This window comes from Streptomyces sp. NPDC045678, assembly GCF_056432085.1.
On record NZ_JBWKJS010000012.1, the window covers coordinates 212,587 to 230,542 of the forward strand.

Genomic DNA, 17,956 nt, shown 5'->3' on the forward strand with positions numbered 1-17,956 from the left:
CTCAGCGGGGCGTGATGTCGACGATTCGCCACCGGTCGTCCTCCCACCGCGCGGTCACCGTCAGCTGGGCCGCCGCGGAGGTGGTGCGGGCCTTGCCCCGGTGCGAGATCTGGTCGAGGAAGACCAGCAACCGTGCGCTGTCGGCGTCGAGTTCGATCACTCCGGTGCGTACGGCCTGGGTGCTCAGGGTGATGTGCCGCGCGGCGAGGTCCTCGCGGATCCGGCCCATCAATTCCGTGTACTGGCGTTCCGCCCGCCCCGCGAGGACCGACCGCGCAGCACGCTCGGTGGTCTCCAGACCGTTCGGGGTGTACGAGAAGACGCGGGCGAGGGCGTTGCCGACGTCACCGGCGACACGGGTGGTCGCCTCGACGTCGGTCAGCGCGTGGTTCTCGGCGGACGGGGTGGACCTCAACTGATGGGCCTCGTAGAAGAATCCGGAGCCGACGGCGACGAGGAGTGCGGCGCACGCGGCGGGGACGAGGCGCCTGACGAGACCGCGCGGTCGCCGGCCGTCGCCGCGGGTCTCCGACGGCTCCTCCTGCGAGGCGTCCCCGTCGAGCTCGGGCTCCGCGCCGGTGCGGGGCCTGTGATCATCCGCGCTGGTGCCGGACCGCTCGTCCTCCGCGCCGGGCTTGCTTCCGGGCCCGGCGCCGGGTGCCACGGCGCCCGCAGCGGCGGCGTCCCGGGACTGTCCGATGTGCAGCAGCCGTGTCATCGGCTCTCGTCCTCCTTCGCCGTCCGCGCGAGGGGAACCGCGCTCAGTGCCTTCACCTTCCACTCGCTCTCGCCGGTGCGGACCAGCACCGCCTCCAGGCGTTTGCGGTCCGTGGTCGGCTTCTTCGTTCCGGCGGGCGTGACCTCGACGCGTACGGTGGCGAGGATCTTGGCTGTGCCCGCGCGGGTGTCGAGGCCGGTCAGTGCCGCCTCGGTGACCGTGCCCCGCGCCGAAGCCCCCTTCCGGGGAGCGGTGTTCCCCAGTTCGTCCCGCAGCGGACCGGTCGACGCGGCACGCCAGTCCTGGATGCCCGCCCGGGCCCGCTGCCGGGACGAGGCGTCGAGGGTGTTGAGGACGGTGAGCCGATCGCGCCCGTCGGACAGCGCCTCGTCGCGTTCACGGCCGTACGAGAGGGAGTCGTCGCCCCGTGCCTGCGCGTACGTCCACACCCCGGTGCCGCAGAACGCCAGCGCCAGTGCCAGTCCCGCCCCGGTGAGGACGCGCGCCCGCCTCATCGGCCCGCCTCCGCGTCCGCCCCGAGCAGCCGCGGCAGCCCGGCCGCTCCGGTGGTGCCCGTGTCCGGCAGGGCCAGCGCGCCCGGCAGCGGTGCGGCGGACTTCGACGGAGCCGACGAGGCACCCGTACTGCCCGTACTGCCCGACGGCAGGGAGCCGGGCTTGGCCGGATCCGGTACCGCGCCGCCCCGGGGGGCATGGGCGGACCCTCGTACGTTGACCCCGCCGGCGGCCGGTGCCGTGCAGGAGGCGCCGGTGTTGAGGGCGGGGGCCGTCCCGAGGTCCAGGCCGGTGCGGTACCGGGTGCCGCCGTAGCCGTCGGTGCAGGGAAGGGGCTTGAAGAAGGTCACGGCCAGGCCGAGCTTCATGGTTCCTCCGTCGACGGCGGTGGCGCCGGCCGAGACGGCCGCCGGGTACTTCACGAGGAGTTCCTCGATGCCGCGCTGCCGGGTGACGGCGACCTCGGAGGTGGTGAGCAGGTTGGCGAGGACAACGCCCAAACTGGGGTCGAGGTCCCGCAGCACCCCGCTGACCTGCGTGGCCGCGTCCGGCGTGACGGCGAGGAGCCGGCGCAGGTCGGCGTCGGAACCCTTGAGGGTGCGGGCGAGTTCCGTGGCACCGTCGGCGAAGCCGCGGATGGCCTTCGCTTCTTCGGCCTGGGTGCGCAGCACGGTTTCGCCGTCGTCGAGCAGACGGGTGGTCGAGGGCAGGTTCCGGTCGGCGGCCTCGATGAAGGAGCTGCCGCTGTCCAGCAGCACCTCGAGGTCGTCGCCGTGCCCCTCGAAGGTCTTGCCGAACTCGTCGACGACCGTGCGCAAATCCTTCAACGGCACGGATCGGACGAGGTCGTTCACGCTGGTGAGCACGTCGGTGACGGGCGCGGGCACCTCGGTCTCGGGCTGTTCGATCCGGGTGCCGTCGGTGAGGTGGGGGCCGGTGTCGCTCTCGGGCCGCAGGTCGATGTACTGCTCGCCGACGGCGGAGAGTCCGGCCACCACGGCCCGGGTGTCGGAGGGGATGCGGGGGGCGGACTTCTTGATGCGCAGCTCCGCGACCACCCCGTCGGCGGTGAGCTCGATCGGCCCGACCCTGCCCACCGAAACGCCCCGGTAGGTGACGTCGGAGTGGGTGAAGAGCCCTCCGGTGCGGGCGAGTTCGACCTTCACGGTGTAGTAGTCGGCGACGCCCACGTACCGGCCGAGGTCCGCGTAACGGATGCCGAGGAAGCCGAGGACGAGGACGGCGATGACGAGGAAGGCGAGGTTCTTCAGGCGTACGGCGAGAGTGATCATCGCTCTGTGTCCCCGTCCCCGGAGTTCCCGCTGGGTGTCGGCACGGACGTGGGCGTCGGGACGGAGGGCAGGGGCAGCGGCGCGGAGGGGGAAGCCGTGGCGCCGGTGCCGGGTCGCCGCTTTCCGGCTGCTGCGCCCCGGTCGCGCTGCCCCGTGGGGGCGGTGGGTGTGGCGGTGGGCGAGGGCCTGCTCTGCGGCACCAGGGGTGGGATCACCTGGGTGCCGGGAACGGCCGTCATGTGCAGGTACACGTTGAGGTAGTCGCCCTTGACCCCGTTCAGCACCTCGTCGGTGAACGGATAGGTGAGCAGCACCTGGAGGGAGTCGGGCAGGTCGCCCCCCGCGTCGGCGAGGGCCTTGAGGGTGGGGGCGATGGCCTTGAGGTCGGCGACCATGTCGTCCTTGCTCGCTTCGACGGTTTCGACGGCGACACCGGACAGCCTGTCCAGGGAGCGCAGCATGGTCAGCAGTGAGCCGCGCTGTTCTTCCAGGGTCTTCAGACCGGGTGAGAGATCGGTCAGGACGGTGCGTACGTCGTCCTTGCGCCCGGCGAGGGTCGTCGCGAGCCGGTTGACGCCGTCCAGGGCGTCGGCGATGTCACCGCGGTGGTCGTCGAGGTTTCCCACGAGTTCCTCGACCCGCTTCAGTACGGAGCGGACCTCGGGTTCGCGTCCGCCGAGCGCCTTGTTGAGTTCCCGCGTGATGGTCTTGAGCTGGTTGACGCCGCCGCCGTTGAGCAGCATGGACAGCGCGCCGAACACCTCCTCGACCTCGGTGTTGCGGCCGGTGCGGGAGAGCGGGATGACACCGCCGTCGCCGAGCCTGCCTCCGGCGTTGGACTTGGCCGGCGCGATGAGGCTGACGTACTTCTCACCGAGCAGGCTGGACTGTTCCAGGCGGGCGCCGGCGTCGCGGGGCAACCGGACGTCGCCGTTGATCTCCATGGTGACGCGGGCCGACCACGCGTCGCCGTCCAGTCGGATGGAGTCGACGCGGCCGACGGCGACATCGTTGACCTTGACCGCCGCGTGCGGCACCAGGCTGAGGGCGTCGTCGAGTTCGGCGGTGACGGTGTAGGGGTGGGAGCCGAGGTCGGCGCCGCCCGGCAGGGGCAGGTCCTCCAGCCCGTCGAAGCGGGGGACGGTGACGGAGAACGCGCCGAGGGCCAGCGCGAAGCCGAGGCCGAGGGCGAGGAGCCCGCCGAGGCCGGCACCGGTGACGGCCGAGGTGGTGAGCACCCGCCGCCGTACGACGCGCTTCACCGCTGGCCCTCCCTCGACGCCGAGGACGGGGATGTGGGTGTGGGTGTCGTGCCGCCGGTCGCCGGCAGGGGCAGCAGTGGGCCGCCCATGCTGATCTCGTTGAGGTTGGCGCGGCCGTCGATCCTGCCGCGGTCGGTGTTGTAGGCGCCGACGAGGTTGCCCGCGGCGAGCGGTGCGACGTCCAGGGCCTCGGCCAAGGACGCGCGCTGGCGGACCAGGGTCTGCGTGATGGGGACGAGCCGTTCGACGTTCTTCTTCAGCTCGCCCCGGTTGTCCTTGATGAAGGTCTTCACCTGGCCGAGGGCGGTGCCGAGTTCCTTGAGCGCGCCCGCGAGGTCGTCCTTGTTGTCGGCGAAGTAGCCGACGACGGTGTCCAGTCGCTCCTGTGCCGTGCGCACACCGCTGTCCTTCTTCTTCAGCATGGAGGTGAAGCTCTGGAGGCCGCGGACGGTGGCGAACAGATCGTCGTCTGCCCCGTCGAGGGTCTTGGTGGCCTTGCCGAACTCCTCGATGGTCTCGCCGATGTCCTCGCCGTTGCCGTCGAGGTTGGCGGCACCGGTCTTCAGCAGCCCGGACAGCGCGCCGGCGGAGTTGGCCCCGTCCGGGCCGAGCGCCTTGCCGAGGTCGGTGAGCGAGGCGTAGAGCTGGTCGATCTCGACGGGGGTGCGGTTCCGGGAGGCGGACAGTACGGCGCCGTCGGCGAGGGCGGGTCCGGAGCGGTAGGCCGGGGTGAGCTGGACGTAGCGGTCGGAGACGACGCTGGGCGCGACCACCAGGGCCCGCGCCGATCTCGGTACGCGTACGCCGTCGTCCAGCGCCAGCTCGACCCGCACTCGCGTGCCCTGGGGCCTCACCGACTTCACCTCGCCGACCCGGACACCGAGCACCCGCAGATCGGAACCGGCGTAGATGCCGACGGCCCGGTCGAAGTAGGCGGTGACGCGGGTGCCGGGAGAGTCCAGGACGCGCACCGTGACCAGTCCGGCGGCGACGACGGCGAGGGCGATCGCGGCCGCGAGGAGTTTTCTGCGCTTGCTCATCGCTCACCGCTCCCCCGGGCCGCCGTCGGCTGTTTGGGCGGCATGCACGTCGCCTTGGGCGTACCAGGCGTATTGGGCGTATTGGGCGTATTGGGCTGGGAATGCGCGGGCAGGTAGTCGCGGGGCACCACGCCGCACAGATAGCTGTCGAACCAGTGGCCGTTGCCGAGGGTGTTGCCGACGAGCCGGTAGTAGGGGCCGACGAGGGCGAGCGTCCGGTCCAGCTGGGTGTTGTTGGCCTTCAGAACGGTGGTGACGCGGCCGAGCGCCTTCAGCGTGGGACCGAGCTGTTCCGCGTTGTCCTTCACCAGGCCGCTCAGTTCGGTGCCGAGGGCGCGGCTCCCTTTCAGCAGGGCGGTGATGGCCGTGCGCCGGTCCTGCAGTTCGCCGAGGAGTGGTCCGGCGTCCTCGATGAGGGTCTCGAAGCTGGACTTCTTCTCCTTCAGCGTCTTGGTGAACCGGGCGCTGCCCTTGAGGAGTTCGGACAGTTCGCGGTCGCGCTTGGATACGGAGCGCGACAGGTCGGAGAGTCCGGTGGCCGCCTTGCGGACGTGCTGCGGCGAGTTCTCGAAGGTCTCCGAGATCGTCTCGAAGCTCTTGGCGAGCTGCTTGGTGTCGATGGCGTCGACGGTGGAGCCGAGGTCCTGGAACGCCTGGGTCACGTCGTACGGCGAGGTGGTCCGGTTGCGCGGGATGCGATCGCCCGCGTCCTGCTTCCCGGTGCCGAGCGGGTCGAGGGCCAGGTACTTGTCGCCGAGCAGGGTCTTGATGGCGATGGCGGCTGTGGTCCGGTCGCCGATCCAGACCTTCTCCACCTCGAAGGTGACCTTCACCCGGCCGCCGTCGAGGGCCACGCCGGTGACCTCGCCGACCTTGACGCCGGCGACGCGCACCTCGTCCCCCTCGTCGAGCCCGGCCGCCTCGGTGAAGTCGGCGCTGTAGGTGGTGCCGCCGCCGGTGAGGGACAGCCGGTCGGCGTTGTAGGCGAGGACGGTGAGCAGCGCGAGCAGGAGCAGGCCGACGAGGGCCACCGTGATCGGGTTGCGCTCCCTGACGGGCTTCAGTCGCGGTCGGCGGGAGCGCCGGGGCGCGGGGGCGGGCGCGGCGGGGCCCGCGGGCCGCAGCAGCAGCGTCATGCGCCGCACCTCGCTTCGGTGACCGCGATGCCGGTCGGTGGCTTCGCGCCGGTGGAGGTGGTCACGCCGTCCACCCGGGCCTCGCAGAGGTAGAGGTTGAACCAGGAGCCGTAGGAGGACAGCCGGCCCAGGGCGGTCAGCTTGGCGGGGGTCCGGTCGAGGAAGTCCTCGATCTGCGGGGTGGCGTCGCCGAGGTTGCCCGAGAGCCGGCCCAGTTCGCGGATGTCCTTCTTCAGGGGCGCGCGCCCTTCGTCGAGGAGGTCGGCGGTCACGGTGGTCAGGTCGCCCATGGCCGTGACGGCCTTGCCCAGCGGCTTGCGGTCCGCGTTGAACCCGCTGACGAGCTTCTGGAGGGTGTCCACCAGGTCGTCGAAGCCGGCCTCGCGTTCGTTGAGGGTGGTCAGGATCGTGTTGAGGTTCTTCACCACCTGGCCGATCACCTTGTCCTTGGCGGCGACCGTCGTGCTGACGGAGCCGATGTGCTTCAGGAGGCTGTCGACGGTGCCGCCCTCGCCCTGGAGGATCTGCACGATGGAGCCGGCGAGTTCGTTGACGTCCTTCGGGGAGAGGCCCTCGAAGAGCGGCTTGAAACCGTTGAAGAGCAGGGTCAGGTCGAGTGCGGGAACGGTCCGGTCGAGCGGGATGGTGTCGCCGGCGCCGAGGGCGCCGCCGACGTCGCCGCTGCCCCGGCCCAGGGCGATGTAGCGCTGCCCGACCATGTTGAGGTACTTCACGGCGGCGGTGGTCGAGGTGGGCAGGGACCGGTCGTCGCGGACGGTGAAGGTGACCTGGGCGGTGCGCCGGTCGACGACGCGGACGTCGGTGACCTCGCCGACCTCGACCCCGGAGATCCGTACGCTGTCGCCGTCGATGACGCCGGTGGCGTCGGTGAACAGCGCCTTGTAGGAGAGGCTGTCGTCGCCGACGCCGGTGCCGGAGACGCTCAGCCCGAGGACGGTCGTGGCCAGCGCGGTGACGACGAGGAAGACGAGGGACTTCAGCGCCGGGCCGGTCAGCGGACGGCGACCGGTGTGGGCGGTGGGGCGGGCCATCATCGCAGGGTCACCTCCGTGCCGCGTAGCGCCGGGCCCGCGAGGAGGCTGCTCCACTCGGGCAGGGAGGTGGGGGCCTTGCCGGTGGCGGGGGCGAGCAGTTCGTTGACGAGGTCGTTCTCCTGCGGGGAGTTGGCGGGACCGAGGTCCTGTTCGGCCGCAGCGGAGGCCTGTACGGCGGGTTTCGCGGTGACGCCGAGGTAGGGCACGGGGTAACAGCGGGGGCCTCCGCCGGCGCCGTACGAGGGGGTGTCGCGGCCGGGCCGGTAGGCGCCGCGGGAGGGCACGGTGGTGACGTCGACGCGCAGGCCGGGACGGTCCGTGCCCTTGCCCAGCGCCTCGTCCATGGCGGGGACGAAGTCGGCGAGGGTGCGCAGGGTGCAGGGGAAGGCCGAGGAGTATTCGGCGAGCAGTTCCAGGGTGGGCCGGGAGGCGGCGGAGAGCCGGATGATGTTGTCCTGGTTCTGCCGCAGGAAGGCGGTCAGGTCCTCGGCCGTCGTGGTGGTGGCGCCGAGCGTGCCGGACAGTTCGCTCTCCTTCTCGGCCAGGGTCCCGGTGGTGGTGGTGAAGTCGGTGAGGGCCGTGAGGATGTCGGGGGCGGCGTCGGCGTAGACGTGGCTGACCTTCACGAGCTCTTTCAGATCCCGGTTGAGCGTGGGCAGTTGGGGGTTGAACTTCCGCAGGTGGGAGTCGAGGACGGTGAGGGTCTCACCGAGCCGGTCGCCGCGCCCCTCCAGCGCCCGGGAGACGGCGGAGAGGGTGGCGGAGAGCTTCTGCGGCTGGACGGCGGTGAGCGTGGGCAGCACGTTGTCGAGGACCTGCTGGAGTTCGACTGCGCTCGCGGAGCGGTCCTGCGGGATGACGGCGCCGGCGGCCAGCGGCCGCGCGGCGGTCGACGCGGGGGGTACGAGGGCGACGAAGCGTTCGCCGAAGAGGGTGGTCGGCAGCATCTGGGCGCGCACGTCGGCCGGTATGCGGGCGAGGCTGCCGGGGCGCAGGGCGAGGGTGAGCCGGGCTCCGTCGTCGGTGGCGTCGATCTCGCGGACCTCGCCGACGACGACGCCGCGCAGTTTGACCTCGGCGCCCCGGTGCATCTCGTTTCCGACGCTGCCGGTCTCCACGATCACCGGGTCGGAGTCGGTGAACTGCTTGTCGTAGACGGCGATCGCGAGCCACACCAGCAGGGCGGGGATCACCAGGAAGACCACGCCGGCGAGTCGGCGGCGCACCGTCGCGCCCAGTGCACCGCTCATGTCAGCCCGCCACCTTCACGGTCGTGGTGGCGCCCCACAGGGCCAGCGAGAGGAAGAAGTCGGTGACGCTGATCAGCACGATGGCGTTGCGCACCGACCGGCCGACGGCGACGCCGACACCCGCCGGGCCACCGGAGGCGCGGTAGCCGTAGTAGCAGTGGGCGACGATCACCATCACGCTGAAGATCAGCACCTTCAGGACGGAGAGCAGCACGTCCGTGGGTGAGAGGAACAGGTTGAAGTAGTGGTCGTAGGTACCCCGGGACTGGCCGTTGAAGAGGACCGTGACGTAGCGGGAGGCCAGGTAGGAGGAGAGCAGCCCGATCGCGTAGAGGGGGATGATGGCGACGACGCCGGCGATGATGCGGGTGGTGACCAGGTACGGCAGCGAGCGGATGCCCATGCCTTCGAGGGCATCGACCTCCTCGTTGATGCGCATGGCGCCGAGCTGGGCGGTGAAGCCGGCGCCGACGGTCGCGGAGAGGGCGAGTCCGGCGACGAGCGGGGCGATCTCACGGGTGTTGAAGTACGCGGAGACGAACCCGGTGAAGGCCGCGGTGCCGATCTGGTCGAGGGCCGCGTACCCCTGGAGTCCCACGACGGTCCCCGTGAACAGGGTCATCGCGATCATCACGCCGATGGTGCCGCCGATGACCCCGAGGCCGCCGGTGCCGAAGGCGACCTCGGCGAGGAGGCGCTGCACCTCTCTGAGGTAGCGGTGCAGGGTGCGCGGGATCCAGAGCAGGGACCTTACGTAGAAGAGGAGTTGGTCGCCGGAGCGGTCGAGCCAGGCGAGCGGGGCAGCCACGGGCGTCAGCCTCCCTTCGGCGGTACGAGTTGGAGGTAGACGCCCGTCATCACCATGTTGACGAAGAAGAGCAGCATGAAGGTGATGACGACGGACTGGTTGACGGCGTCGCCGACGCCTTTGGGGCCTCCGCGCGGGTTCAGGCCCCGATACGCGGCTACGACGCCCGCGATGAACCCGAAGACCAGGGCCTTGAGTTCGCTGATGTAGAGGTCGGAGAGCTGGGCGAGGGCGGAGAAGCTGGAGAGGTAGGCGCCGGGGGTGCCGTCCTGGAGGTAGACGTTGAAGGCGTAGCCGCCGAGGATGCCGACCACGGAGACCAGGCCGTTGAGCAGGACGGCGACGCCCATGGTGGCCAGGACGCGGGGCACCACGAGGCGTTGCACCGGTGAGACGCCCATGACCTCCATCGCGTCCAGCTCCTCGCGGATGGTGCGCGAGCCGAGGTCGGCGCAGATGGCGGAGCCGGCCGCGCCCGCGATCAGCAGGGCCACGATCAGCGGGCTGGCCTGCTGCACCACGGCCAGCACGCTGGCGCCGCCGGTGAAGGACTGGGCGCCGAGCTGTTGGGTGAGCGAGCCGACCTGGAGGGCGATCACGGCGCCGAACGGAATCGAGACCAGGGCCGCGGGCAGCAGCGTGACACTGGCGATGAACCAGAACTGCTCGACGAACTCCCGGAACTGGAAGGGGCGTCGGAAGATCGCACGGGCCACCTCGGCGGCGAGGGCGAAGAGCCGGCCGGTCTGCCGCAGGCCACCGGCGATCACGCGCCGCTCCCGGTGGCCGGTATCGGCAGCGTCGCCGTGGTGGTGCCGTGGGCACCGGTCGCGCCGGGAACACCGTGGGTGCCGGGAGCGTCAGGAGCGCCGGTGACGGGGGCGGCGGCGTAGGTGCGCTCGATGGCGGTGCGCGCGGCGGGCGGCAGCCGGTCGAGCATGCCGAGCACCCGTTCCCTGCGGCGGGCGACGGCCTGGCGCGGCGGAAGTCCGGGAGACGGCTCCAGCTGCGGAATGATCTCCCGCGGACCGTCGGCGCCCTGTGATGCCGCGGCCTCGGCGGCGAGGGTGGCCGCGTCCTTCTCCTCCGACATCCCGATCGGGCCCTCGCGGCGGCCCGACAGGAACTGCGCGACGACCGGTTCCTCGCTGGTGAGGAGCACTTCGCGCGGCCCGAAGGTGACCAGTTCGCGCCGGAAGAGCATGCCCATGTTGTCGGGGACCGTGGCGGCGATGTCGAGGTTGTGGGTGACGATCAGCATCGTCGCGTCGATCTGCGCGTTCAGGTCGATCAGCAACTGCGAGAGGTAGGCGGTGCGGACGGGGTCGAGGCCGGAGTCGGGTTCGTCGCACAGGATGATCTGCGGGTCGAGCACGAGCGCGCGGGCGAGTCCAGCCCGCTTGCGCATGCCGCCACTGATCTCCCCCGGCAGCTTGCCCTCGGCCCCCAGCAGTCCGACCACGTCGATCCGCTCCATGACGATGCGCCGGATCTCCGACTCCTTCTTCCGCGTGTGCTCGCGCAGCGGAAAGGCGATGTTGTCGAAGAGGGACATGGAACCGAAAAGGGCACCGTCCTGGAACATGAGCCCAAACTTCTTGCGCGTCTCATAGATATCCCGTTCGGGACTGTTCGCCATGTCGACGCCATCGATGAGGACACGGCCGCGCTCCGGTTTCAGCAAACCGATGAGCGACTTCAGGAAAACGGTCTTTCCTGTACCGGAAGGACCGAGCATGACGCTCACCTCTCCGGCCGGCAGAGTGAGGCTCACGTCCTGCCAGATCTTCTGCGTGCCGAAGGATTTGGTGAGACCTTCGACCACCACTTCTATTCCCATATCACCTCCAAAACGGGCGAGGGCGGCGTGCGCCAACGGGCGAGGGCAGCGTGCGCCGCGGAGCGCACGTCAATCACGTCGTGGACTTTGTGAGCGGGATGCGGGGCAGGGCCGCGCGACCCCGGGGGCGGGGCGTCGCGCGGTCCTGCCGACGGAGGTCAACCCCCCGAAGGAGGGCAACGCTGGGAGCAAACCATCCGTCACGCCTCCTCGGCGGGGGGCCACCAGGAGATCAGCGCCGTGTCCGGCACGCTACGACTGAGTAACCTGAGCGGGCAAGAGCAGGATCCGAATTTCCCGAAGGTTTGAGTTCATCTCCCGCGCCTTTGTCATCGCGGTGACAAGTATTCGCGTTCCCCTTGTCACCCTGTGAGCAATACGACCCCCAGGGACTGCGGGAAGCAATATGCGACCTGCCCCGGGATGACCCATCGGTAGTCCAACTGCGATATTTTTAGCAGCGGATGACTAAGCGGAGCCTCGGACTGCTCACCTGGGGAACAGGCATTTCAGCTCCCCTAAAGAATCATGGCCGATACCATTGTTCGGCTAAGTTTCCCGCAAGTAACGTCGTGGCTCGCGGTCGAGGATTTCCGAGCCGCGGACCGCCCGTTCTTCCGCTCCACGAGTACGGACGCGGTCCCCCTCTGCCGGTCAATCCACAAGGGAGTCCCCACATCATGAAGAACTCTTTGGCAAGAATCGCCGTCGTGGCGGGCGCGGGCGCCGCCGCCTTCGTCATCGCCGTCGCCCCCGCCTCGGCCGTCCCCTCCACGGTCTGGACCGTCACTCCTTCGCCGGCCAACTTCTCGGCGGGCAACAGCGGGAACATCGTGCTGACCGCCAACATCCCGATGACGTGTACGACGTCCAGCGCATCCGGCACCATGGCCAGCGCCACCGGCAACCCGGCGACCGTGGGCAACATCAACGCCATCAACTTCGGCACCAGTTCCTCGCCGTGCACCAGCGTCCTGGGCAATGTCACGACCATCGCGACCACTCCCTGGACCGTCGTCGCCGAGGACTACACCGCCTCGACCGGTGTCACCAAGGGCCACATCGGCAACGTCAAGGCCAAGGTGACCGCCGGCGCCTGCGTGTTCACCGTGCAGGGCAAGGCCACCAGCACCTACACCAACTCAACCGGCATCCTCGCGGTCACCAGCGTCAGCGGTGACCTGGCCGTCACCTCGGCCTCCGGCTGCGGCAGCGTGGTCACCACCTCCACCAAGCCCACGTTCAAGGGCAAGTACGCGGTGAAGGTCACCGGCTCGAGCACCATCCCGACGATCGTCGGCTCCACCCCGTAAGCAGCGCAGGGCTCGCCGCCGTCCGGCCGGTGCCTCCGGCCGGACGTGCGGGCCGCCCGCGCGCCGCGGCGGCCGTCGGCCGGCCGGAGGTGGGACAACCCGAGCGGAGTGACAGATGACAGGCCCCCGCACCGCCGTCCGACGGACGGTCCGCAGCCGCGCCAGGAGCGCGGCCATCGCCGCGTTCGTTGTGCTGGCCGCCACCGTGCCCGCGGCGGCCGGGGCGTCCGGCACACAGAAGGTCGACACCGACCTCCCCTACGTATGCCTGTTCCCCTCCGGCAAGCACCCCGTGACGGTACGGATCTCGGCCGCCCTTCCCGGACGGGTGGCGGTCGGCGAGCCGATCGAACCCGAGGACGTGACCACGACCGTCGACCTGCCGGAGCCGGCCGTGGCGGATCTCGCGGCGCTGGACGCGGCCGGTGTCCGTGCGGCGTCCCGGCTCGGGGTCGGCATCACCCAGGGCGAGGCCACGGCCGAGGCGACCTGGCGCGGCGGCACCGAACCCACGCCTCTGCCCCCGACCGGGCCGCTGACCCTGACCGCCACGGGCGACGTCCCCTCGGTGACCGGACAGGGCACGGGTGAACTCACCATGAAGGCACGTGACGTCGCCCTGGACCTGGCCCTCACCACCGCGGACGGCGGCGCCACCGACCCCGCCACGGTCACCGTCGACTGCACCCTCGCCGACGGGGCCCCGGACGGAGGCAGACTGGCCGGCGTCCTGGTCGGCACGGACGAGGACGGCGGAACGGACGGTCCGAGCGGATCGCCGACCGGGCCGTCCTCCGGCGCCCCTTCCGCCTCCGCCACACCGGGGCAGTCGGAGAAGGACCCCGCGGGCCGACAAGGTGAGCGCGCCCCGCAGGTCACCGAGCCGGGGCCGGGCGGCGGCACCACCGACCGCTCCGCGCCGAGCTGCAAGTACGACGAGAAGCACCCGGCCGGACCGATGTCGCTGAACGCCTACATCACCGGCTACTCCAACGTGAACAAGCTCGACGGCGCCGCGTTGATCCCGCCGTTCTGCACGCTCATCACCCAGGGGGAGCCCGAGTTCGTGTTCTTCCCCGACGGCACCGGTGCCACCATCACCCAGAGCTCCACCGCCGACCTCTACCACCAGCAACGCCAACGGACTCCGCCCTTCGAGGCCACCTTCCTGACGTTCGACTTCACCCCGACGACGGCCACGATGGTGCTGGAGCAGGCGGGTCCGATGACCATCGACTCGCACGGCACCACCGACTTCGTGTTCACCAGCACGGACACCTACGTCCGGGCTCCGCTCGTGCTCCGGGTGACGTCGCTGAAGGTCAACGGCACCCCGCTGAACGTCGGGAAGAAGTGCCGCACCAAGACGTCCCTGGCCTCCCCGGACCCGGAACCGGCGAAGCACCCCGGCGACCACCTGGTGCTGCACGGCCGGGGCGAACAGGTCACCGGCGAGCCCGCCACCGGCTATCTGCTGCTGTCCGGCGGCCCGCTGACCGGCAAGGTCACCATCCCCGCCTTCACGGGCTGCGGCACCGCCGACGGCGAGGATCTCGACCGGCTGCTCACGGCCTCGGTCTCCGGGCCCGACAACTACGTCAAGCAGATCCAGGGGCAGACCTGCTTCGTATCGGCCGACGAGCTCAACCCCGACGAGTGCACCGACGACGCCCAGCCCCGCAAGGTCCCGGTGGCCGAACGCTGACCCCGCCCTCCGCCCCCCTCCCCCACCCCTCTCCACCCTGCTCCCCTCAACTCCCCCTCACCTCCCCGATACGGAAGGCCACATGATGCGGTTCTCCCTCGGCACCAGAGTCGCCACCACCGCCACCGTCCTGGGCACCGCGCTCGGCGTCCTCGCCTCCATCGGCACCGCCACCGCGGCCGCCCCGGCGCCGAACGGCGAGTGGGCGCCCTTCACCCGCTGCCCCGTGGACGCTCCGGCGATGCTGGCCGCCGACGGCCTGGCCAAGACCCCGCAGTGCGTGGTCTCCGGCTCGCTGAGCGGCTCCATCAAACTGGGCAGGACCACGGTGCCCACCGGCCGGACCAACCTCCAGATGGGGGTCGTCCAGAACGCGGACGGGACCAGCTCCGTCGTCGCCCCGTCCGGCGGTGCCCTCATCGCCGACTCCGCGACCGTTCCCGGCGGGCTGCTGGGGCTGATGTGCCCGAGCAACATCCCCGCGATCACCGAAATCTGCAAGCAGCTCGACAACAGCTCCCTCAACAAGATCACGGCGACGGTGGAGTCCGTCGGCGCCCCCTACGACTTCGACCAGACCGCCGGCATCGTCACCGACAAACAGATCGTCGCCATACCGGTCCGCATCCACCTGGAGAACCCGTTCCTCGGCGGCAGGTGCTACATCGGCACGGCCGCCAAGCCCATCGTGCTGCGCCCGAAGAACCTGCAGTTCCCCGAGTTCGGCATGTCGTTCTTCCGTGGTGACGGCACGGCCGACGACGAGGGCGAGATGAGCCGTATCAACCTCACCAAGGCCACCCAGAACGACGGCACCTTCGCCGTGCCGGGCGCCAGCGGCTGTGGTCTCGGCCTGTTCGGTCTGATCGACGCGGCGGTCAACGCCAAGACCGGACTGCCCTCCGCCACCGGGAACAACAGCCTGACGCTCAACGACACCCAGACGCACCTCGCCGGCCTGAACGCGCCCGGCACCTTCGTCCCCGACGCGGGCAAGCGCCTCGCACAGAACTGGCACTCGGCCGTCGATTAATGGCCGCGCGACGGCGATCCCCAGCCGTCCCAGCAGCCTTGCCACGTCCCACCGCGCCGAAATGTGCACGGACTGTGTACGTCCCATGAAAGTTGACTTATCTTCAACAGCCCGGACACGCGTCGCCTCAAGTCCGGTCGTGTGCCTCCCTGTTGGCGTGCCGGAGCATACGACCGGTGCACCATGGGCACCGAAGAGCAAGGGACGGCAGTCATGCCCTCATCCACGCGACCACCTGAAGTCGGTGAACCGCTGGAACCCCTCCCCAAGGAATTCGCCGCCTTCATGAGACCGGAGTTACCCGGCCTCATGAAGGAGATCGGCGCCGAGGTCACCCGCGCCTACCCGGTGTACGGGCGGCTGCTCAACGGCCCCAACGCCGAGCCCATCCGGCAGGGCGTCGAGCAGGCCCTGGCCGCCTTCGTGGACCGGGTCGCCGAACCCGGCAAGAACGCCGTGCTCCGCGACGAACTACTGCGCAAGTTCGGCCGCGTGGAAGCCTACGAGGGACGCGCGCTGGAGACCCTCCGCGGCGCGTACCGGCTGGGCGCCCGCATCGCACTGCGCCGCGTCAAGGCGGTGGGCCTGCAGTACCGGCTCTCCCCCGCCCTGATCCTCGCGTTCGCCGACGCGCTCTTCGCCTACGTCGACGAACTGGAGCAGATCTCCCGCGAAGGCTACGTCGAGGTGCAGTCCCGCGCCTTCTCCGAGGTTCCGGCGCGGCGCCGACGACTGCTCCACCTCATCCTGGCCGCTCCCCCGCTGCCCCAGGGACTCTCCGCGCTCTGCGAGGCCGCCGCCTGGCACCTGCCCGCCGACGTCACCATGGTCGCCCTGCGCACACCGGTCCCCGGGCAACTGGAGGCGGCGCTGGCCGACGACGTCCTCTTGGACCTGGACATCCCACAGCCGCATCTGCTGGTGCCCGGAGCCCTCACCCCGGAGCGCCTGGCCATGCTGGACACCGCGCTGGCGGGCGCGCACGCCGTGCTGGGGCCGACCGTGCCGCTGGCCCAGGCCGCCGACTCCATCCGCTGGGCGCGTCGCATACTCCAGCTCATCGACGAAGGCGTGGTGACCGACGCTCCCGTGGTCCGCTGCGACGACCACCTGGTGACGCTGTGGCTGCTGTCGGACCCGGCCCTGGTGGCCCACCTCGCGGCCGGAGAGCTGGCCCCGATCGACCACCTGCCGGCCAACCGCCGGGACCGGCTCGTGGAGACCCTGCGCGTGCACGTCTCGACGCGGGCGCCCGCGGAGCAGGTCGGCGAGATGCTGGGCGTGCACGCCCAGACTGTCCGCTACCGCCTACGGAACCTGGACGTCCTGCTGGGCGACCGCCTCACCGACCCCGACCACCGCTTCGCCCTGGAAGCCGCACTGCGCGCCCTGCACCTGCTCTCCCGCGACGGCGGGGAGTAGAGACGGGCCGCAGGACCGTCAGCCGTCCGCCCCAGGGCTCCACCCACCCGTTCCGCAGGCCTCGGCCTCGGCACGGCACACGGACCGGCCCACAACGGTGAAGACCACCACCAGCACACCCACTGTGACCGACCGGCCCTGTCACCTCTCAGCCAGGCCCACCGCCTACGCGCCCCCGCACCGCCTGACTCCGCCCTGCCCCCGGCACCGCAGGCAGGGTTCGCCCTCGGTCAACCCTCTCTCCGGCGCCTCTGCCGACGAGCGATGAACTCCAACCCCAGCACGGCCAAGACCAACAGGCCTCCGAAAACCACGAAGCGACCCACCGCGTCGGGCCAGAACGGATACCCGCGAAACGGCAGCCCGATCACCGCATACAACACCGACCCGGCCACCGCCCAACAAAGGCGCTGCTTCAGCGACCTGCCCCTCAGCTCCAACGGCTCCATAGGGTCCGGCTACCCCCAATGGGGCGCCCGATGACACCCGCACTCCGCACCGCCCACACCTTCACCTCGCCGCGCTCGCGCTCACCGTCGGCGTCGGACGGCCACGGCAGTGCGTCCCGCCGAGTTGGCGATCTCGATCGCTGTCGTCCGCTTGACGTCCCAGGAGCCCTAGCTCACCAGCAAGCCGCATGGATACGGAGACTGCCCGCCGGTAGCCTGCCTGCGTGGCTGAGAACTGGCGCGAAGAGCAGTTGATCGCGGACGGCTTCGAGCGTGTGTACACCGAGTCGGAGTGGTACGGCGAACCGTGGGCCGGCCTTGCTGACATCGCCGGGAAGCCCCACTACTTCGAGATGCACGTCTACGACCACAGCCATGAAGTCGATGAGTACCAGGTCTGGCCCGCAAGCGAAGCGGTGGCGAGACTGGAGCGCGAGCAGTGGGCGATCTACGCCAGGTGGTATGAGCGCCGTGAGGCGGGCGAGGTCGGACAGGAAAGCCATCCGGGCCACGGCGGGGTCGACGCCCGCTATGACGAGCTGGAGCTGCTGTTGGCGCCGCACCGCTTGGCGCCGGACGGCGCCCGTCGGCTCGTGTGTGAGCTGCGGTTCGTTGCCGGTGTCGACGTTCGCTACCGAGTCGAGGGGCCCGACTACTGGCTTCGGTGGCGTCCGAGGCCACCGTTGATCATGGGGTGTTGTGTGGACAACCAATGATCACGCGGCGGCCCCGGACGCGCCACCAAACCCCCACTTGCCGCCCGCATGGTCGGGCGGGCCTTGGACGCGGAAGCACCCGGGGGCTGGGGCGTCCCTCCTGGCTCCCTGGATCCCCTTACCCTTTGCTGCGATCGGTGCGGATGACTGTCCAATCTGTGTGTGGACGCCGAGACCGGCAGGATCTGGTACTGGTGCAAGTATGCGGAGCGCAGCCTGCAGTTCGAGTCGCTGACGGACTGCGTGGAGGAGGTGGCTGACATCCTCGAGATTCCGTTGCTCACAGAAGAGGCACAGGTCGGCCTGATGAACGGGTTCTTGGTGTGGGGGTGCCGCAGGGGGCGGCCGATCGATCGGCGTGGGCGCCGTTGACTGGGTGAGCGGTGGGTGTCGAATTCCCTG

General features: G+C 70.3%; 17 protein-coding genes. 6 read left to right on the forward strand and 11 right to left on the reverse strand.

What is annotated here, in order from left to right; genetic code table 11:
* Position 1: 1 nt before the first annotated feature.
* The 11 genes from AC07DO_RS35310 to AC07DO_RS35360 are packed head-to-tail and all read right to left on the reverse strand — an operon-like array spanning position 2 to position 10,916.
* On the reverse strand, positions 2–718 hold the full coding sequence (locus AC07DO_RS35310) for a hypothetical protein (RefSeq protein WP_479065770.1): 717 nt from the start codon (positions 716–718) through the stop codon (positions 2–4).
* Positions 715–1,233, reverse strand: coding sequence for a hypothetical protein (locus tag AC07DO_RS35315; RefSeq protein ID WP_479065772.1), 519 nt, complete (start codon positions 1,231–1,233; stop codon positions 715–717). Before AC07DO_RS35315 ends, AC07DO_RS35310 begins: the two co-directional genes overlap by 4 nt.
* Complete coding sequence (locus AC07DO_RS35320) at positions 1,230–2,525, reverse strand: MCE family protein (protein WP_479065774.1); 1,296 nt, start codon at positions 2,523–2,525, stop codon at positions 1,230–1,232. The genes AC07DO_RS35315 and AC07DO_RS35320 overlap by 4 nt, the downstream gene beginning before the upstream one ends.
* On the reverse strand, positions 2,522–3,787 hold the full coding sequence (locus AC07DO_RS35325; protein WP_479065776.1) for an MCE family protein: 1,266 nt from the start codon (positions 3,785–3,787) through the stop codon (positions 2,522–2,524). The genes AC07DO_RS35320 and AC07DO_RS35325 overlap by 4 nt, the downstream gene beginning before the upstream one ends.
* A complete protein-coding gene (locus tag AC07DO_RS35330; RefSeq protein ID WP_479065778.1) occupies positions 3,784–4,827 on the reverse strand; it encodes an MCE family protein in 1,044 nt (347 codons plus the stop codon). The genes AC07DO_RS35325 and AC07DO_RS35330 overlap by 4 nt, the downstream gene beginning before the upstream one ends.
* A complete protein-coding gene (locus AC07DO_RS35335; protein WP_479065780.1) occupies positions 4,824–5,963 on the reverse strand; it encodes an MCE family protein in 1,140 nt (379 codons plus the stop codon). Before AC07DO_RS35335 ends, AC07DO_RS35330 begins: the two co-directional genes overlap by 4 nt.
* A complete protein-coding gene (locus AC07DO_RS35340; protein WP_479065782.1) occupies positions 5,960–7,018 on the reverse strand; it encodes an MCE family protein in 1,059 nt (352 codons plus the stop codon). The genes AC07DO_RS35335 and AC07DO_RS35340 overlap by 4 nt, the downstream gene beginning before the upstream one ends.
* Positions 7,015–8,268: an MCE family protein gene (locus tag AC07DO_RS35345; RefSeq protein ID WP_479065784.1), complete on the reverse strand. Its 1,254-nt coding sequence runs from the start codon at positions 8,266–8,268 to the stop codon at positions 7,015–7,017. The genes AC07DO_RS35340 and AC07DO_RS35345 overlap by 4 nt, the downstream gene beginning before the upstream one ends.
* A gap of 1 nt (position 8,269) precedes the next feature.
* Positions 8,270–9,076: an MlaE family ABC transporter permease gene (locus AC07DO_RS35350; RefSeq protein WP_479065786.1), complete on the reverse strand. Its 807-nt coding sequence runs from the start codon at positions 9,074–9,076 to the stop codon at positions 8,270–8,272.
* Positions 9,077–9,081: 5 nt separating this feature from the next.
* The gene (locus AC07DO_RS35355) at positions 9,082–9,846 is read right to left on the reverse strand and encodes an MlaE family ABC transporter permease (protein WP_355806873.1); all 765 of its coding nucleotides are present in this window, start codon (positions 9,844–9,846) and stop codon (positions 9,082–9,084) included.
* The gene (locus AC07DO_RS35360) at positions 9,843–10,916 is read right to left on the reverse strand and encodes an ABC transporter ATP-binding protein (protein ID WP_479065788.1); all 1,074 of its coding nucleotides are present in this window, start codon (positions 10,914–10,916) and stop codon (positions 9,843–9,845) included. The genes AC07DO_RS35355 and AC07DO_RS35360 overlap by 4 nt, the downstream gene beginning before the upstream one ends.
* 680 nt (positions 10,917–11,596) lie before the next feature.
* On the opposite strand from AC07DO_RS35360, the gene AC07DO_RS35365 reads away from it, so the two are divergent.
* From AC07DO_RS35365 to AC07DO_RS35390, 6 genes are all read left to right on the forward strand, one after another.
* Positions 11,597–12,229: a hypothetical protein gene (locus tag AC07DO_RS35365; protein ID WP_479065790.1), complete on the forward strand. Its 633-nt coding sequence runs from the start codon at positions 11,597–11,599 to the stop codon at positions 12,227–12,229.
* A 115-nt stretch (positions 12,230–12,344) separates the two neighbouring features.
* On the forward strand, positions 12,345–13,934 hold the full coding sequence (locus tag AC07DO_RS35370) for a DUF6801 domain-containing protein (RefSeq protein ID WP_479065792.1): 1,590 nt from the start codon (positions 12,345–12,347) through the stop codon (positions 13,932–13,934).
* Positions 13,935–14,016: 82 nt separating this feature from the next.
* The gene (locus AC07DO_RS35375; RefSeq protein ID WP_479065794.1) at positions 14,017–14,967 is read left to right on the forward strand and encodes a hypothetical protein; all 951 of its coding nucleotides are present in this window, start codon (positions 14,017–14,019) and stop codon (positions 14,965–14,967) included.
* A gap of 213 nt (positions 14,968–15,180) precedes the next feature.
* Positions 15,181–16,389, forward strand: a complete 1,209-nt coding sequence (locus tag AC07DO_RS35380) for a PucR-like N-terminal domain-containing protein (protein WP_479065796.1) — start codon at positions 15,181–15,183, stop codon at positions 16,387–16,389.
* 673 nt (positions 16,390–17,062) lie between these two features.
* Positions 17,063–17,554: a hypothetical protein gene (locus tag AC07DO_RS35385; RefSeq protein WP_479065798.1), complete on the forward strand. Its 492-nt coding sequence runs from the start codon at positions 17,063–17,065 to the stop codon at positions 17,552–17,554.
* 162 nt (positions 17,555–17,716) lie between these two features.
* Positions 17,717–17,926 (forward strand): hypothetical protein, encoded by a 210-nt coding sequence (locus AC07DO_RS35390; protein ID WP_479065800.1) that lies wholly within the window; start codon positions 17,717–17,719, stop codon positions 17,924–17,926.
* The last annotated feature ends 30 nt before the right edge of the window (positions 17,927–17,956 follow it).

Bases quoted from the DNA above. Each gene is read 5' to 3' on its own strand.
- AC07DO_RS35310 (WP_479065770.1), bottom strand. From the start codon at position 718: ATGACACGGCTGCTGCACATCGGACAGTCCCGGGACGCCGCCGCTGCG.
- AC07DO_RS35315 (WP_479065772.1), bottom strand. From the start codon at position 1,233: ATGAGGCGGGCGCGCGTCCTCACCGGGGCGGGACTGGCACTGGCGCTG.
- AC07DO_RS35320 (WP_479065774.1), bottom strand. From the start codon at position 2,525: ATGATCACTCTCGCCGTACGCCTGAAGAACCTCGCCTTCCTCGTCATC.
- AC07DO_RS35330 (WP_479065778.1), bottom strand. From the start codon at position 4,827: ATGAGCAAGCGCAGAAAACTCCTCGCGGCCGCGATCGCCCTCGCCGTC.
- AC07DO_RS35335 (WP_479065780.1), bottom strand. From the start codon at position 5,963: ATGACGCTGCTGCTGCGGCCCGCGGGCCCCGCCGCGCCCGCCCCCGCG.
- AC07DO_RS35340 (WP_479065782.1), bottom strand. From the start codon at position 7,018: ATGATGGCCCGCCCCACCGCCCACACCGGTCGCCGTCCGCTGACCGGC.
- AC07DO_RS35345 (WP_479065784.1), bottom strand. From the start codon at position 8,268: ATGAGCGGTGCACTGGGCGCGACGGTGCGCCGCCGACTCGCCGGCGTG.
- AC07DO_RS35360 (WP_479065788.1), bottom strand. From the start codon at position 10,916: ATGGGAATAGAAGTGGTGGTCGAAGGTCTCACCAAATCCTTCGGCACG.
- AC07DO_RS35365 (WP_479065790.1), top strand. From the start codon at position 11,597: ATGAAGAACTCTTTGGCAAGAATCGCCGTCGTGGCGGGCGCGGGCGCC.
- AC07DO_RS35370 (WP_479065792.1), top strand. From the start codon at position 12,345: ATGACAGGCCCCCGCACCGCCGTCCGACGGACGGTCCGCAGCCGCGCC.
- AC07DO_RS35375 (WP_479065794.1), top strand. From the start codon at position 14,017: ATGATGCGGTTCTCCCTCGGCACCAGAGTCGCCACCACCGCCACCGTC.
- AC07DO_RS35380 (WP_479065796.1), top strand. From the start codon at position 15,181: ATGCCCTCATCCACGCGACCACCTGAAGTCGGTGAACCGCTGGAACCC.